We start from the raw sequence: 14889 nt of genomic DNA on the forward strand, positions 1-14889 counted from the left end.
TGGATGCATGGCAGCGAAGAAGTCGAAATCCGCGAAGAGCAAGCCCGCACCTGAGGATTTCCGGTCGGATGCCCTCGCCCAGGCGTTGGAGAAGCAGGACATCGCGGCGGTCGCTCTCGCACTGCGCCACGGCACCACGGTCGTGCCGCTCGTGAAGCCCGGCGCCCGCGACAATCCTCTCGACAGCGGCGAGGTCTGGACCTATCGCGACCCCAAGTCGGGCGATCTGGCACTGCTGCTGTTCAGCGATGCCAAGAACAAGCCGGCCAACCTCCCGCCGGGTGTCGGCATCTACAGTGCGGAGTGGCTGCGGAAGTTCCTCGGCGCGCACCCGATCACCACGGTGTTCCTCGATATCGCGGGACCGCACCCGATGCAGGCCTCGCCCGAAGAGCTGCTCAAGGCCCTCGACGCCTGAGTAGCGGTGCGAGCTCGCTCGCCCAGGCGACCGGCGCAGGCCCCACGGCCCGTGCCGGGTCACTTTCGCGTCGGATGATCTCTGCGGGGTGACTTTCGCATGCCGATCGCCCGTTTGGGGTGCGGAAGTGGCCCCGCTTGACGGTGCGGTGGGGAAATGGCCCCGCGGTGCGGTGCGGTGCGGTGCGGATGTGGCCCTGCTTGACGGTGTTCGGCCCGGATGAGCGCGGGACAGGCGCTCCTCGCCGCGAGCTCAGAACGGCGGGATGTCGGCTTCGCTGCGCCTGCTCGTGTTCCGCGCACGCACGTCGTTGAGCGCCGCACGCAGCGTCTTCGAGCGGTCGTCGACCACCTGGTCGTAGCCGAGCCGCGACGCCTCGGACCGACGCTGCGCCGACTGGGTGACGGGGCGGATCTCGCCGGCGAGGCTGAGCTCTCCGACGGCGGCGACCGTGCGAGGCACCGAGATCTGCTGGATCGACCCCGCCACGGCGATCGCGATCGCGAGGTCGGCCGCAGGCTCGGTGAAACGCACCCCGCCGACGGTCGAGACGTAGACGTCGAGGTTGCTCGTCTTGATGCCGGCGCGGCGTTCGAGGATCGCGAGCACCATCGCGACACGCGACGAGTCGAGTCCGTGCACCACTCGACGGGGATTCGGCGCGGTGGTGGTGATCGTCAGCGCCTGCACCTCGACCGGCAGCGCCCTGCGGCCCTCGAGCGAGATCGCGACGCAGGTTCCCGGCTCGGTGGCACCCTGTGAGAGGAAGAGACCGGACGGGTCGGGCACCTCGGAGATGCCCGCACCCGTCATCTCGAAGCAGCCGACCTCGTCGGTCGGGCCGAAGCGATTCTTCAGCGCGCGGATGAAACGCAGCGACGTCTGACGGTCGCCCTCGAAGTGGCAGACGACGTCGACGAGATGCTCGAGCACGCGCGGCCCGGCGACGGTGCCGTCTTTCGTCACGTGCCCGACGAGGATGACGGGCAGCCCGCGGTCCTTCGCGACGCGGATCAGCGTGGCCGCCACTTCTCGGACCTGGCTCGGCTGACCGGCCGCGCCGTCGATGAGCGACGACGACACGGTCTGCACCGAGTCGACGATCACGAGCTGCGGGGCGACCTCGTCGATGTGGCCGAGGATCGTCGCGAGGTCGGTCTCGCTCGCCAGGTAGAGCTCGTCGTGCAGTGCGCCTGTGCGCTCGGCGCGCAGGCGCACCTGTGCCGGAGACTCCTCGGCGCTCGCATAGAGCACCCGACGGCCGGAGCGGGCGGCTTGAGCGGCGACCTCGAGCAGCAGCGTCGACTTGCCCACACCTGGTTCTCCGCTGAGCAGGATCGCCGCGCCGGGGACGATGCCCCCGCCGAGCACGCGGTCGAACTCGCCGACCCCGCTCGTGCGACGTGGAGCGTCTTCGGTGGTGATCTGCGTGATGGGTCGCGCGGCCTTCGCCGCGGTCGGCGCGAGCGGCGTGATCCGGCTCAGGATGCCCGTCTGGGTGCCCTGCTCCTGCACGGTTCCCCACTGCTGGCACTCGGCGCAGCGACCCACCCACTTGGCGGTCGTCCACCCGCATTCGGTGCAGACGTACGCAGGAGCAGCGGGTTTTCGGGTGGCCATGCAGCCAGGCTATCGCCGAGATCAGACATCCCTATCGCCTGGGGCATTATTCACGGCCGAACCACCCCATGGCGCCGAGCCCCCGCGGGATACTGGATCCATGGCCAACGGCGGGCCCGTCTGCGGGCCGATCTCGACCTTCTCGCGAGTGCAGATCCTGCACGCGCTGTTCGAAGGCGGCCCCCGCATCGATGGCGACGCCGAGCACGACGGCGGACCCGTGCGGACCCGCGGGGAGCGCACGATCGGCGAGCTGTGCGAGGCCACCGGCCTGCATCCCAACACGGTTCGCGAGCACCTGCAGCGCCTCATCGAAGGCGGCTACGTCATCCAGGCCAGTGAGCGCCGCACCACTCGCGGCCGTCCGCGCACGCTGTACAGCGCAGTGACCGGTGCAGCGGATGCCTCGAGTCCCATCGCCCGCAACAAGGCGAAGGCGGCCGCCGTCCGCGGCGATCTGCTGCGTCGGGTCCTGCCTGCGTCGGCATCCTCTCTCGGTCGCGATGCGACCTACCAGCTGGACGCCCTGATCGAACACTTGGAGGAGAGCGGCTTCGAGCCCGTCGTCGATGACGAGCAGCTCACCGTCGATCTCAGCCCGTGCCCGCATGCCGCGGGTCGCGCCGAAGACCGTCCGATGCTGTGCTCCGTGCACCTCGGCCTCATGCAGGGGGTGCTCACCGAAGCCGGTGGGCCGCTCGCCGCCGAGGCCGTTCGCACCTCCGCCCTGCCGGCGGACTGCACCGTGCAGCTGCGTCTGACGGAGATGTCCGCCGCCTAGGCGCGCATCTGCCTTATTCACGGTCGGCGGCCCATCGGGGGCGGCAGGCCCGTCGTTAGCGTGGCACCCCGGGCACGGAAGAAGGAGTGGCTCATGGAATGGTTGGACCCGCTGGTCCTGTCTCGATGGCAGTTCGGTCTCACGACCGTCTATCACTACCTGTTCGTGCCGCTGACGATCGGCATGGCGCTCGTCGCCGCGATCTTCCAGACCGCGTGGGTGCGCACCGGCAAGGTGCAGTACCTGCACCTCACCCGGTTCTTCGGCAAGATCTTCCTCATCAACTTCGCCATGGGCGTCGTGACGGGCATCGTGCAGGAGTTCCAGTTCGGCATGAACTGGTCGGACTACTCGCGCTTCGTCGGCGACGTCTTCGGCGCCCCGCTCGCGTTCGAGGGGCTGCTCGCCTTCTTCTTCGAGGCCACGTTCATCGGCCTCTGGATCTTCGGATGGGACAAGCTGCCGCAGAAGCTGCACCTCGCCACGATCTGGTGCGTCTCGATCGGCAGCATCCTGTCGGCGTACTTCATCATCGCCGCGAACGCCTTCATGCAGAACCCGGTCGGGTACGTCTTCAACCCCGAGACCAACCGCGCCGAGCTCACCGACTTCTGGGCGCTGCTGACCAACCCGGTCGCGCTCGCCGCCTTCCCGCACACCATCTTCGGCGCGCTGATGTTCGCCGCCGGCGTCGTGATCTCGGTCTCGGCCTGGCACCTGGCACGCGGACAGCACTTCGACACCATGCGCATCTCGCTGAAGTTCGGCCTGTGGGCGATGATCTTCTCGACCGCCGGGGTCGTGCTCACGGGTGACCAGCTGGGCCTCGCGATGTATGCGGCTCAGCCGATGAAGATGGCGGCCGCCGAGGCGACCTTCAACACGGTGTGCGGGCCGGACGCCTCCTTCAGCCTCTTCACGCTCGGCACCCCCGACGGCAGCTCCGAGCTGTTCTCGATCCGCGTGCCGTACCTGCTGTCGCTGCTGTCGACCCACACGTTCGACGCGTGCGTGCACGGCATCAACGACCTCAACGCCGAGTACGCCACCACCTTCGCCGACACCGGACTCACCGAGTTCGCTCCGATCCTCTGGGTCACGTACTGGGCGTTCCGCTGGATGATCGGCCTCGGCATGGCCGCCGCCCTCGTCGCCGTGGTCGGCCTCTGGGTCACCCGCAAGGGCGCCAAGAACCCGCCGGCGCCGTGGATGTGGAAGCTCGCGATCTGGTCGTTCCCGCTCGCGCTCGTCGCCAACATCATGGGCTGGGTCTTCACCGAGATGGGCAGGCAGCCCTGGATCGTCTTCGGACTCATGACCACGCAGGACGGCGTCTCGCCGGGCGTCAGCGGCGTCGAGGTGCTGATCTCGCTGATCGCCTTCACCGCGATCTACGCCGCGCTCGCCGTGGTCGAGATCCGCCTCATCATCCGTGCGGCCCAGAAGGGGCCGGACACCGAAGAGCAGCCCCACGAGGAGACGGCCCAGCTGCCGTCCGTCGTGTACTGAGAAAGGGATCAGTCATGGAATACATGTGGTTCTGGATCGTCGCCTTCCTCTTCGTCGGCTACTTCGTGCTCGACGGGTTCGACTTCGGCGTGGGCATGTCGCTGCCGTTCCTCGGCAAGAACGACGTCTCGCGTCGCCAGGTCATCAACACGATCGGCCCCATCTGGGATCTCAACGAGACCTGGGTGATCGTCGCCGGCGCCTGCCTGTTCGCGTCGTTCCCCGAGTGGTACGCGACGCTGTTCAGCGGGTTCTACCTGCCGCTGCTGCTGATCCTGCTCGCGCTGATCCTGCGCGGGGTGTCGTTCGAGTACCGGCACCAGCGTGAGGGCGCTCAGTGGAAGCGCGGCTTCGACCGGATGATCGTGATCGGCTCGGCCGTGCCCGCGCTGCTGTGGGGTGTCGCGTTCGGCAACATCGTGCAGGGCGTGGCGATCGACGAGAACCACATCTACGTGGGCGGGTTCTTCGCACTGCTGAACCCCTATTCGCTGCTCGTCGGCGTCACGACGCTGCTGCTGTTCTTCCTGCACGGCGTGCTGTTCGTCTCGCTCAAGACCGACGGACAGGTGCACTCAGACGCTCGTCGTCTGGTCAAGCTCGCCGCCGGCCCGACGGTGCTCGCCGCCGCTGGCACCGTGCTCTGGACGATCGGAATCGCCTGGGATCGCGAGTCTCCGCTCATGCTGATGGTCATCGGATGCGGGCTCGTCGCGGCGCTCGCCCTGATCGCGTCGGTGCTCTTCTCGATGCGCGGACGTGACGGACGGGCCTTCACGGCGGGCGCCGTCACCGTGGCATCCGCTGTCGTGATGCTGTTCGCGGCGCTGTTCCCCTACGTGATGCCGTCGACGATCGACCCGGCCTTCAGCCTCACGATCGAGAACGCCTCGAGCACGCCGTATACGCTGACGATCATGAGCTGGACCGCCTTGATCGCCCTGCCGCTGGTGCTCGCGTACCAGACCTGGACGTATTGGATCTTCCGCAAGCGCGTCACCCGCAGCTCGATCGAGGGGCTCCGGCGCACGCGTGAGACACGACTTCTGCTCCGGTCGCAGTTCGCGCCGCCTCTCTGATCGGGGAGCGGCACGAACTGCGACCGGAGTGACCTGTCTGACCACGGCTGAGCGGGTGGCGCGGTGAAGCCGGTCGACATCCGGCTGCTGCGGTATGCGAGCGCCGCCCGTGGATTCCTGCTGCTCTCCGGCGCGATCGGGGTCGTGCAGACCGCGGTGACCATCGCGTTCGCGTGGATGCTGACGGATGCCGTCACCGGCGCGCTCGCCGGGCGCGATGTCACGGCATCCCTGCTCTGGCTGCTCGGACTCGCGGCCCTGCGGGGCGTAATGATCGCGGCCTCGGATGCCGCCGGGACCCGCGCCGCGGCGAAGACGGGCATGCAGCTGCGTGCCGCTCTGATCGCCGCCGTCGGCCGCCTCGGACCCGGATGGCTCGCGCAGCGCAATCAGGCTGGCCTCGCCGTCACCGCAGGGCACGGGCTGGAGGCGCTCGACGCGTACTTCGCCCGCTACATCCCGCAGCTCGTGCTCACCGTCATCGCGACGCCGGTGCTTCTCGCGGTCATGTGGTGGCAGGACTGGCCGAGTGGACTGACGGCGCTCATCACGCTGCCGCTGATCCCGTTGTTCCTGATCCTCATCGGCATCGCGACCCGCACGGTGCAGCGCACGCAGTGGCAGACGCTGCAGCGACTCGCGGCACGGTTCGCCGACACAGTGCAGGGGCTCTCGACGCTGCGTCTGTTCGGGCGCGAGCGCCGGGCCGCCGCGCAGATCGAGCACACGGCCGACGAGTACCGTCGCGAGACCATGAAGGTGCTGCGGTTCTCGTTCCTGTCGGGCTTCGCGATGGAGCTGCTGGCCTCGCTCGCGGTGGCGCTGATCGCCGTGGCGGTGGGCTTCCGGCTGCTGTCGGGTGACCTGTCGCTCGAGGTCGGGCTGTTCGTGCTGCTGCTCGCGCCCGAGACGTTCCTGCCGATCCGCCAGGTGGGCGTGCAGTTCCACGCCGCGTCCGAGGGGGTCGCGGCGACCGAGGATGTGTTCGAGGTGCTCGATGCGGCCGGGGCTCGGGCGGACTCGCTCCATGACTCCGGAGATCGGGCGACGGTCGGGCCGGATCCTGCCGATCCGGCCGGTTCTCCGGATGGATCTCCGGAGTCGTGGAGCACGAACGCGCGAGACCTGGTCGTCACCGACCTGCGCGTGCGCGATCTGGCACCCGTCTCATTCATCGCGGCGCCCGGCACCATCACCCTGATCGAGGGGCCGAGCGGCGCGGGCAAGTCCAGCCTGCTCGCGGCGCTGCGCGGTGCCGTCCAGTTCGAGGGGTCGGCCACGGTCGGCGGAGTCGGCGTGGGCGACCTCGCTCCGTCCGAGTGGCTGGCGTGGAGCGGACAGCGCCCCCAGCTGAGCCGCGGCACGATCGCCGCGAACGTCGCGCTCGGTGACGACGAGCCCGACGACGACGGCATCCGCCGTGCCCTCGACGACGCGTGCGCGACCGACCTCGATCCGGCGCTCGAGCTCGGCGTGCAGGGGAGCGGTCTGTCGGGCGGCCAGGCGCAGCGCGTCGCCGTCGCACGGGCGCTGTATCGGCACGCCGCTCATCCCGACGCGGTGCTCGCTCTCGACGAGCCGTCGAGCGCCCTCGACCCCGACACCGAAGCACGGCTCTGGTCGTCGCTGCGCGACCGAGCGGATGCCGGAGCCACGGTCCTCCTCGTCTCGCACCGCCGCTCGGCCAGGGCCATCGCCGATCGCGTCGTCGAGCTGGGGGTGCACGCATGAGCATCAGCGACTCCGCCCGGATCCGCGACGTCCTCCGACTCGCGCAGCCGCCGATGCGCCGCTTCCTCCCCGGCGCGATCTGGGGTTTCCTGTCGGCGGGCGCCGCGGTGAGCCTGCTCGCGGTGAGCGGCTGGCTGATCGTCAGCGCATCGATCGTCGACTCTCTCGTGCCGCTGTCGATCGCGGTGGTCGGGGTGCGGTTCTTCGCGGTGTCTCGTGCGGTGACCCGGTATCTGGAACGGCTGAGCGGCCACGATGCGGCGCTGCGTCAGCTCGCCTCGACACGCGCCGACATGGTGCGGCGCCTCACTCCGCTGTCGCCTGCCGGACTCGGACGAACCGACCACGGTCGCGTGCTCTCGGCCCTCGTCGACGATGTCGAGAACCTGCAGAACCTGCCGCTGCGGGTCGTGCAGCCGCTCGCAGTCTCGGGGCTCGTCGCCCTCGGCGCCGTCGGATTCCTGGCGTTCGTGTCGCTGCCGGCCGCACTCACTCTCTCCGCATGCCTCGTGGTAGCGGCCGCTGCGGCGATCGGACTGGGGTGGGTGTTCGGCTCTCGGGCCGAGGCCGCCGTCTCTCGCCGTCGCGGCGACCTCTCCGCCGCGCTGACCGACTACTTCGGCACGCTCGATGTGCTGCTCGCCTATGGAGCCGAGCCGCAGGCCCGCGAGCGGGTGCGGCAGGCGGATGCCGAGCTGCGCCGCGCCGTGAGCACGGCATCCCTGGCGCAGGCGATCGCAGCCGGCGTCGTGTCGGCGGTCGCGGGCGCGGCGTCGGTCTGGGCGCTGGCTGTCGCGGCTCCCGGGCTGACGACCGGGGCGATCGACGGACCCTGGCTCGCCGTGGCCGTGCTCGTTCCCATGGTCGTGTTCGAGGTCTTCGGCGCCGTGCCGATCGCCGCGGCATCCTGGCGCAGCGTGCGTTCGAGCGCCGAGCGCATCGTCGACGTGCTGCCGGCGGAGATCCCGGCCGAGCTGAGGTCGGACGACGGCGAGGATGTGGAGATCGTCGGAGTTCCCGCGCTGCGACTCCGTGATGTGCGCGCGTGGTGGCCCGGGGGGACGCCGGCTCTCCGAGGAGTCGACCTGGACCTGCGTCCGGGAGAGCGTGTGCTGGTGGCCGGTCCGAGCGGGGCGGGCAAGAGCTCGCTCGCTGCCGCACTCGTGGGATTCCTGCGGATCGAGGGGGAGTATTCCGTCGGAGGCATGAATGCGGCGGAACTCTCCGGTCCCGCTCTGCGACGCACGATCGGGCTGTGTGAGCAGAGTCCGCAGCTGTTCGACGAGGACATCCGCCAGAACCTGCTGTTCGCCCGAGACTCCGCGACCGACGATGAGCTGCTCGCGGTGCTCGACCGCGTCGGCCTCGGCGCCTGGGTGCGCGAGCGGGGCGGACTGGATGCGCGCGTCGGCGACCGGGGCGGGCTCGTGTCCGGCGGGCAGGCGCAGCGGATCGCTCTGGCTCGCGCGCTGCTCAGGGGCTTCCCCGTGCTGGTGCTCGACGAGCCGACCGCGGGCGTCGACCCCGATGCATCCGATGCGCTGCTGCGCGACCTGCTGCACGCGGCGGGGGAGCAGTCGGTGCTGCTGATCTCGCACGTCGCCCCGCCCGCGGGCGCCGTCGACCGGGTCGTGCGGTTGGACGACGGGCGCACGGTCGCGGAGTAGTCCGGCGGCTGTCGGGGTTCAGGGGCGACTTCTCGCCGCTACCCCCGGGCACAGTGTCGGACGTCTAGGGCGGCGTGCCCTGGCATCCGTTCGTCCGTTCGGTGTGTCGGGGGTGGAGTCCGACGTCGTGCCGGGGTTCGGGAATGACAGGCCGCCCGGTGTCGTGTCGGCGACCGTGTGCAGGACGGAAGCACCGATGTCGGTTCAGAACCGCGTTCTGGTCCTGCATACGTGCATCGGTCCTGCAGACGGACGCCAGCCCGGCCGAGTTCAGATGCCGGACCTATCGGGGCGGGGCTTCGTCATCATGCCCGACCGAGGAAGCGCGGAGGTCAGACGCTGAGGTCTGCGCGCGGCTCCATCACGATGCCCTGGGCCTCGAAGACGCGGCGGCGCTCTTCGATGCGGCGGTGCAGCTCGATCTGTGCGTCGTCGACGAGCTGCGGCTCGAGCGCGACGGTGGCCGGGCGCGGGTCGCCGTGGTTGGCCTCGATGTAGGCGTCGAGCTCGGGGCCCGAGGTCCACGACGTGATCAGGGCGTAGCGCGGGGCGGTGCCCCGGTGCCAGACCGCGTGCCAGAAGCGCTGGGTGTCGACGATGATGCGGGAGCCCTCGCGCAGCGGCAGGCGGATCTCGGTCGCGGGGTCGAACCGGTCGGAGCGCAGGAGCAGCAGCGAATCCGTGTCATCGGACAGGTTGTAGTAGCCGCGCACGACCCAGCCGGTGCCGTCTTCGTTGAGGCGGTTGTTGTCGTCCTGGTGCAGGTTGTAGACGGCATCCGCGTAGTCGTTGGGCTGCAGTTCGATGACGCGGCAGCGGCCGACTCCGGCGCCCGGCTCGAGGGCGCGGCGCTGCAGGGTCGGGGCGATCGCGACCTGCGACTCGACCCACACGCCGTCCTTGTCGGTGCGGGGAGGGGTCTGGTTCCAGAAGCCGTTGCATTCGATCGCGCCGGCGTAGCTGGCGAGCGGCGCGAAGCGCGTGACGCCCGACGAGCGCCAGCCGATGTACTCGAGGTCGAGCCACTCCGCGGGATCGGATGCCTGATCGTGGTCGTCGAGCACGACGTAGCCGGTCTCTGCCAGCGCCTCCGATGTGATGAAGCCCATTGCGTCCCCTCCGTGCCTCGACTCCGCGGCGCACCCTGCGACGGATGCCTTTAGGACAGCCTAACTTGGAGGCGCGGCGTTCGTCCGAGAGGCTGCCGGAGAAAACACGCGCCGATAACCTGGATGCATGACTCAGCCGCAGGGTGCCCTCCTCGTGGGCAGTGTGAACTTCGACGACGCCGAGACCACGATGCGCACCGCCGCCGAACTGCTGGGTCCGCGACTCCGCCGCATCCCCGACGGTGAGGTCGGCAAGCGATTCCACTGGATCATGTTCCAGCCCGACGTGCTCGGCGAGGCCGACGGCATCGAGCGCATCGGCGACGAGCCCATCCCGTTCAGGGCCGGCATCGACGCTCGACCGCTGCGCATCGCCGACGGGGTGGACGCGGCGAGCATCCAGCTCCCGCCGCTGGGATATGCGGATGCCGCGATCGAGTCGTATGCGATCTTCTCGCGCCTGCGAGACGAGGGCGTCGTACCTGCCGCGACCCGCTTCCAGGTCTCACTTCCGACGACGGTCGCGGTCGTCTCGTCGTTCTTCTTCGGCGATGACCGCGCCGCCATCGACCCGGTCTACACCGCCGCGCTGCGGCGCGAGGTCGACAGCATCCTCGCGGCGATCCCGCACGACGACCTCGCGATCCAGTGGGACGTGGCGAGCGAGATGGGGATCATCGAGGCCGCGCCGGCGTTCGGGCGGGTCATGGACGTGTGGTGGGAGGGCGATCCGTTCCCCGGTCTCGTCTCGCGCCTCGCAGGACTGATCGACGCCGTGCCGGCCGACGTCGAGGTCGGAGTGCACCTCTGCTACGGAGACGTCGCCGAGAAGCACTTCTTCGAGCCGACGGATGCGGCGAACCTCGTCCGCTACGCGAACGCCGTGATCGCCGCATCGGCCCGCCCGCTGACCTGGCTGCACCTGCCCGTGCCGATCGAACGCGATGACGAGGCGTACTTCGCGCCCCTCGCCGACCTCGCGTACGACGGTGAGCTGTACCTGGGGCTCGTGCACCGGGAAGACGGCGCGGAGGGAGCGGAGCGGCGGATCGCCGTGGCCCAGCGCTTCGCTCCGCAGTTCGGCGTCGCGACCGAGTGCGGCATCGGCCGGGCCCCCGAGGGGACGACCGACGGCATCCTGGGCACGCACGCGGAGGTCGCCGCCGCCTGGTGATCCGGTGCTGACCCACTCGATTCGCGCCGTGGCGCGGGTTGTCGTAAGCTAGTCCGCGGTGACGTGTCCGAGCGGCCGAAGGTGCAACTCTCGAAAAGTTGTGTAGGGTAACCCCCTACCGTGGGTTCAAATCCCACCGTCACCGCCATGGAAACCCCCGAGAAATCGGGGGTTTTTCCGTATCCGGGGTCGGGCGTGGTGCATTTTTGGTGCAGTTCTGAGCAGGGCCGTTGCGTGCTGCTCGCGCGTAACGCGGGTAGTGACCAGCGACGAGCAATGAGATCCTGTGGCGTCCCGCCATGGTTCGAGTAATGGTGATGCAGTCCCGCCCTACGGCTGACTCGCTCACCCATGAGCAAGCAACTGAACGCCGAGTATCGCGATCGCTGTCCCGAGAAGTCCGACGATCAAGACGAAGCGTCGTGGCCAATCGGATCGCAACCCACGAACTGCGAACCATCCCACTGCGCCAAGCGCGATGCCGATGCTAGCGACCGACAGCGTCACCGCCATCGCGGCCGACCACCACCCTGCGCCGCTGAGCAACAACGCGACGACCGGAACGACTGCGATCAGGAGGGGGTGAAAGCCGCACGTGTGGCGTGACGGAGTTGTTCACGGTTCATGGCAGTGTCATGCGAGACGAGGTGCGAGACAACGTCGGCGGCAAACATCGTGCAGGTGAGGGCAACGACTGTCATGGTGACTGTCCCTGCCAGGATCAATGGCTCGAGCGGCGGGTGCGTTAGTTCAATCAGTAGAACGGCGAGAAGCGTGAACGCAACATAGATCGCCTCCCGCAGGGTCTCTGCCCGCTCGTCCGGCGATGCCTGACCGCGGAACCGGGTAGATCTTCGCATTGATGAGTCCTCGTCTCGATCGGTGATCGGGTTTTGGCTACGTTGCAACCGTATCTTCGTCAGCGAACTGTGCGTACTCGAGACACCGCCAGTCCGCCGGCGATCACAAGCGCGGTGGCGGTCGGGAAGATCACAGCGAAGGATCCGGTGGTTAGTACGATCGCTCCGGCGAGTGCGGGGGCAAGTATCTGGGGTGCGATGGCGGCGACGTTGGTGACACCCAAATCTTGAGCAAATGACGTCGAACGTGGTAGCACTTGAGTGACGAGAGCTGTATCGACCGCCTCGAAGCATCCGAATGCGAGCGCTACGATTCCGATCATCGCCAGGTACCCCGTCACGGTGGGGATGACAAGCGGGACTAGCAAACCTGCCCCCATCACGACGGTGGCTCCCACGATGAACGGTTTCCGGCGTCCGATCCTGTCGGACAGGAGGCCTGCAGGCACTGCCGTCAAGCAGATTCCCACGGCAGCGATCGCTGCGGCTATTCCGACGTACTCGACTGCGTCGCTACCGGCGCCAACGTAGTCGCCCAGGATGTAGAGGCCGTAGCCCTGAACGATGAAGAAGCCTGTGTAGACGAGTGTTCTGCTCCCAACAGCCCACCAGAAGTCGGGGTGAGCCTTGGGGTTGACGAGAAAGGTCGTCCACCACCGGGTTCCACGGTTTGGCGGCGAGGAGGTCACGGCCCTGTTGTCGGGATCTCGTGCGATGAACACCCGGGTTATCGTAAGCAGCAGCGGAATGACGCTGAGGGTGATGTAGGCAAGCTGGAGATCGTCGGCGAGCGAAGCCCCGAGGATCGTGCCGCCCATTGAGCCCAGCATGATGCCGAGCCCGAGCCCAGCACTGAACCGTCCCCGACGCGCGGCAGGCACTCGGTCTGGAAGGGTCGCTGCGAGCGGTCCCTGAGCTGCGCTGAGAACGAATTCCGAAGTCAGGTACAGGCAGCCGAGGAGTATCAGAGAGTCGGTGAACCCCATAGCCAGCAGCACCGGCGCTACGACGGCGCTTCCACCGAGCACGTAAGGAGTTCGACTGCCGAGGCGAGTGCGAGTGCGGTCCAACAGCATGCCAGCCAGGGGCTGAGCGATGAGTGCAGCGATGGCGCCGAAGAGCGTGAACAGGCTCAGGGCCGCCACCTTCCCCTCGCCGGCCAAGGCTTCGATCTGAAGCGCGAGTAATACGCCGGGCACGGCGCCGTAGACGACGGAGATTCCGAACTGCGAACTCCAGATCGAGAAGAGCAGTCCGCCTCCTGCAGGTGAGGCGGTCGAGTGTTCGGTCGCTGGCGGGGTGGGGGTACGCATTGCAACTCCTTCGTCGCTGGATACGGATACACCGTAGCCACTACTATGGCATAACGGTTACGATGTATCCATAACTCGTGAAGCGCTGATGGAGTGGGTGGTACTGATGAAGAGCGACGTGGATGTCCTTATCGTGGGCGCGGGTCCGAGCGGGCTGGTTCTGGCTTGTGATCTGCAGCGCAGGGGCGTGACCTTCCGGCTGATTGACGCTTCGATGCGCGGTTTTGAAGGATCGCGGGCGAAAGGCGTGCAGCCGAGGACTCTTGAGGTCTTGGACGATCTGGGCGTTCTGAGTCGGTTGCAGTCGCGGTCGATGTTGTATCCACCGTTAGGCCTGCACCTCGGACCGATCACCTTCAGGCGAACGATGATCAAACTGCACGCGGCCACGCCGGACGTTCCTCACTCCAATACGCTCCTCGCCCCGCAGTACGCCACTGACCTCTCGCTCCGAGAGCGGCTCGAGGAACTCGGTGCCGGGGTGAACTATTCGACTCGGCTCTTGTCGTTCACGCAGCACGAGGGAGGCATCGTGGCGCGATTGGAGACGGCTGAAGACACCGAGGAGGTGCGAGCGCGTTACATCATCGGTGCCGACGGCGGGAGCAGTGCAGTGCGGCGCGCCCTGGGGATCCCATTCCGAGGCACAACGGACGAAAGCGATCGAATGATCGTCGCCGACGTCGACCTCACCGGAATTTCAAGTGACCGGTGGCATATCTGGCCGCGCAAGCAGGGCAGATTCGTGGCTCTGTGCCCGCTACCGGGAGGGAAGTTCCAGTTGATGCTGAAACTGCGTCCCCAGGATTCCGCGGAGATGGATGCTGCCTCGATTGAAAACCTCGTCCGCGACGCCATCGGAAGTCGAAAAGTGAGGATCCACCGAATCCATTGGTCATCGGTGTGGCGACCGAACATCCGTCTCGCGGAACGTTACCGAGTCGGTCGTGCCTTGCTTGTCGGCGATGCGGCCCACGTCCACCCGCCGACGGGAGCTCAAGGACTCAACACGGGCGTCCAAGATGCGTACAACCTGGGCTGGAAGATCGGTCAGGTGCTGGCCGGCGGGGACGACGAGCTCCTCGACACGTACGAGGCCGAACGTCAGCCGGTCGCGGCACGAGTCCTCGGGCTCGCGTCTGGGCTGTACGCGCACATCGTCGACGCCCCGCTCACGGCAATGAAGCGCGGAGACGAGGAGCGTCAGCTCACGCTGACCTACCGTGGAGGGCCGCTCGCGCCTAACGTCGCGACGGACGAGAAGGTCGACGCCGGTGACCGCGCGCCGGACTCTCCCGTGACGTTGGTAGGCGGTGAGGGTACGACGCTCTTCGACCTGTTTCGCGGCCCTTCCTTCACCGTCCTCGCAATCGGCGCGCGAGCCCTTGACGCCCTTGCTCCGGTCCGTTGGTCGGAGCAAGGAGCAGCTATCAAGACAGTAGTTCTGGATGACACACGTAACGATGCGTTCCGCGACATCTACGGAACGCCCAGCGACGCGCTGCTGCTCATCCGTCCAGATGGCTACGTCGCCGCGCGCGCAACTGGAGAACTCCACGACGTCCTGGACTGGCCGAGTCTTCCGTTCTTCCCGCCGTCTCTTTGATCATTCCCGTACTCCGACCACA

General features: G+C 67.9%; 11 protein-coding genes and 1 tRNA gene. 9 read left to right on the forward strand and 3 right to left on the reverse strand.

What is annotated here, in order from left to right; genetic code table 11:
• Positions 1 to 7 precede the first annotated feature (7 nt).
• Entirely contained in the window at positions 8 to 418 is a 411-nt protein-coding gene (locus ACZZ93_RS14120; protein WP_463511362.1) for a dehydrogenase, read from the forward strand.
• A 252-nt stretch (positions 419 to 670) separates the two neighbouring features.
• Here the strand turns inward: ACZZ93_RS14120 and radA are convergent, their stop codons facing one another.
• Entirely contained in the window at positions 671 to 2038 is a 1368-nt protein-coding gene (gene radA, locus ACZZ93_RS14125; protein WP_285364454.1) for a DNA repair protein RadA, read from the reverse strand.
• Positions 2039 to 2138: 100 nt separating this feature from the next.
• Here radA and ACZZ93_RS14130 point away from each other — a divergent pair, with 100 nt between their 5' ends.
• From ACZZ93_RS14130 to cydC, 5 genes are all read left to right on the forward strand, one after another.
• Positions 2139 to 2819 (forward strand): ArsR family transcriptional regulator, encoded by a 681-nt coding sequence (locus ACZZ93_RS14130; protein WP_056279328.1) that lies wholly within the window; start codon positions 2139 to 2141, stop codon positions 2817 to 2819.
• Between the two features lie 93 nt (positions 2820 to 2912).
• Positions 2913 to 4328, forward strand: a complete 1416-nt coding sequence (locus tag ACZZ93_RS14135) for a cytochrome ubiquinol oxidase subunit I (RefSeq protein WP_053097727.1) — start codon at positions 2913 to 2915, stop codon at positions 4326 to 4328.
• A 14-nt stretch (positions 4329 to 4342) separates the two neighbouring features.
• Entirely contained in the window at positions 4343 to 5407 is a 1065-nt protein-coding gene (cydB, locus tag ACZZ93_RS14140; protein WP_463511363.1) for a cytochrome d ubiquinol oxidase subunit II, read from the forward strand.
• A gap of 63 nt (positions 5408 to 5470) precedes the next feature.
• Positions 5471 to 7138, forward strand: coding sequence for a thiol reductant ABC exporter subunit CydD (cydD, locus tag ACZZ93_RS14145; protein ID WP_463511364.1), 1668 nt, complete (start codon positions 5471 to 5473; stop codon positions 7136 to 7138).
• The gene (gene cydC, locus ACZZ93_RS14150) at positions 7135 to 8805 is read left to right on the forward strand and encodes a thiol reductant ABC exporter subunit CydC (RefSeq protein ID WP_463511365.1); all 1671 of its coding nucleotides are present in this window, start codon (positions 7135 to 7137) and stop codon (positions 8803 to 8805) included. The genes cydD and cydC overlap by 4 nt, the downstream gene beginning before the upstream one ends.
• Before the next feature lie 332 nt (positions 8806 to 9137).
• Here cydC and ACZZ93_RS14155 read toward each other — a convergent pair whose 3' ends face one another.
• Complete coding sequence (locus ACZZ93_RS14155) at positions 9138 to 9914, reverse strand: hypothetical protein (protein ID WP_463511366.1); 777 nt, start codon at positions 9912 to 9914, stop codon at positions 9138 to 9140.
• A 127-nt stretch (positions 9915 to 10041) separates the two neighbouring features.
• On the opposite strand from ACZZ93_RS14155, the gene ACZZ93_RS14160 reads away from it, so the two are divergent.
• Together ACZZ93_RS14160 and ACZZ93_RS14165 are read left to right on the forward strand one after the other, a co-directional pair.
• The gene (locus tag ACZZ93_RS14160; protein ID WP_463511367.1) at positions 10042 to 11088 is read left to right on the forward strand and encodes a hypothetical protein; all 1047 of its coding nucleotides are present in this window, start codon (positions 10042 to 10044) and stop codon (positions 11086 to 11088) included.
• Positions 11089 to 11145: 57 nt separating this feature from the next.
• Positions 11146 to 11236: transfer RNA gene (locus ACZZ93_RS14165), tRNA-Ser, on the forward strand.
• A 771-nt stretch (positions 11237 to 12007) separates the two neighbouring features.
• On the opposite strand, the gene ACZZ93_RS14170 is transcribed toward ACZZ93_RS14165, so the two are convergent.
• Positions 12008 to 13261, reverse strand: a complete 1254-nt coding sequence (locus ACZZ93_RS14170) for an MFS transporter (RefSeq protein ID WP_463511368.1) — start codon at positions 13259 to 13261, stop codon at positions 12008 to 12010.
• An 88-nt stretch (positions 13262 to 13349) separates the two neighbouring features.
• On the opposite strand from ACZZ93_RS14170, the gene ACZZ93_RS14175 reads away from it, so the two are divergent.
• Positions 13350 to 14867, forward strand: a complete 1518-nt coding sequence (locus tag ACZZ93_RS14175) for an FAD-dependent monooxygenase (protein ID WP_463511369.1) — start codon at positions 13350 to 13352, stop codon at positions 14865 to 14867.
• Positions 14868 to 14889: the final 22 nt, after the last annotated feature.

It is taken from the genome of Microbacterium sp. AC026 (assembly GCF_979258475.1).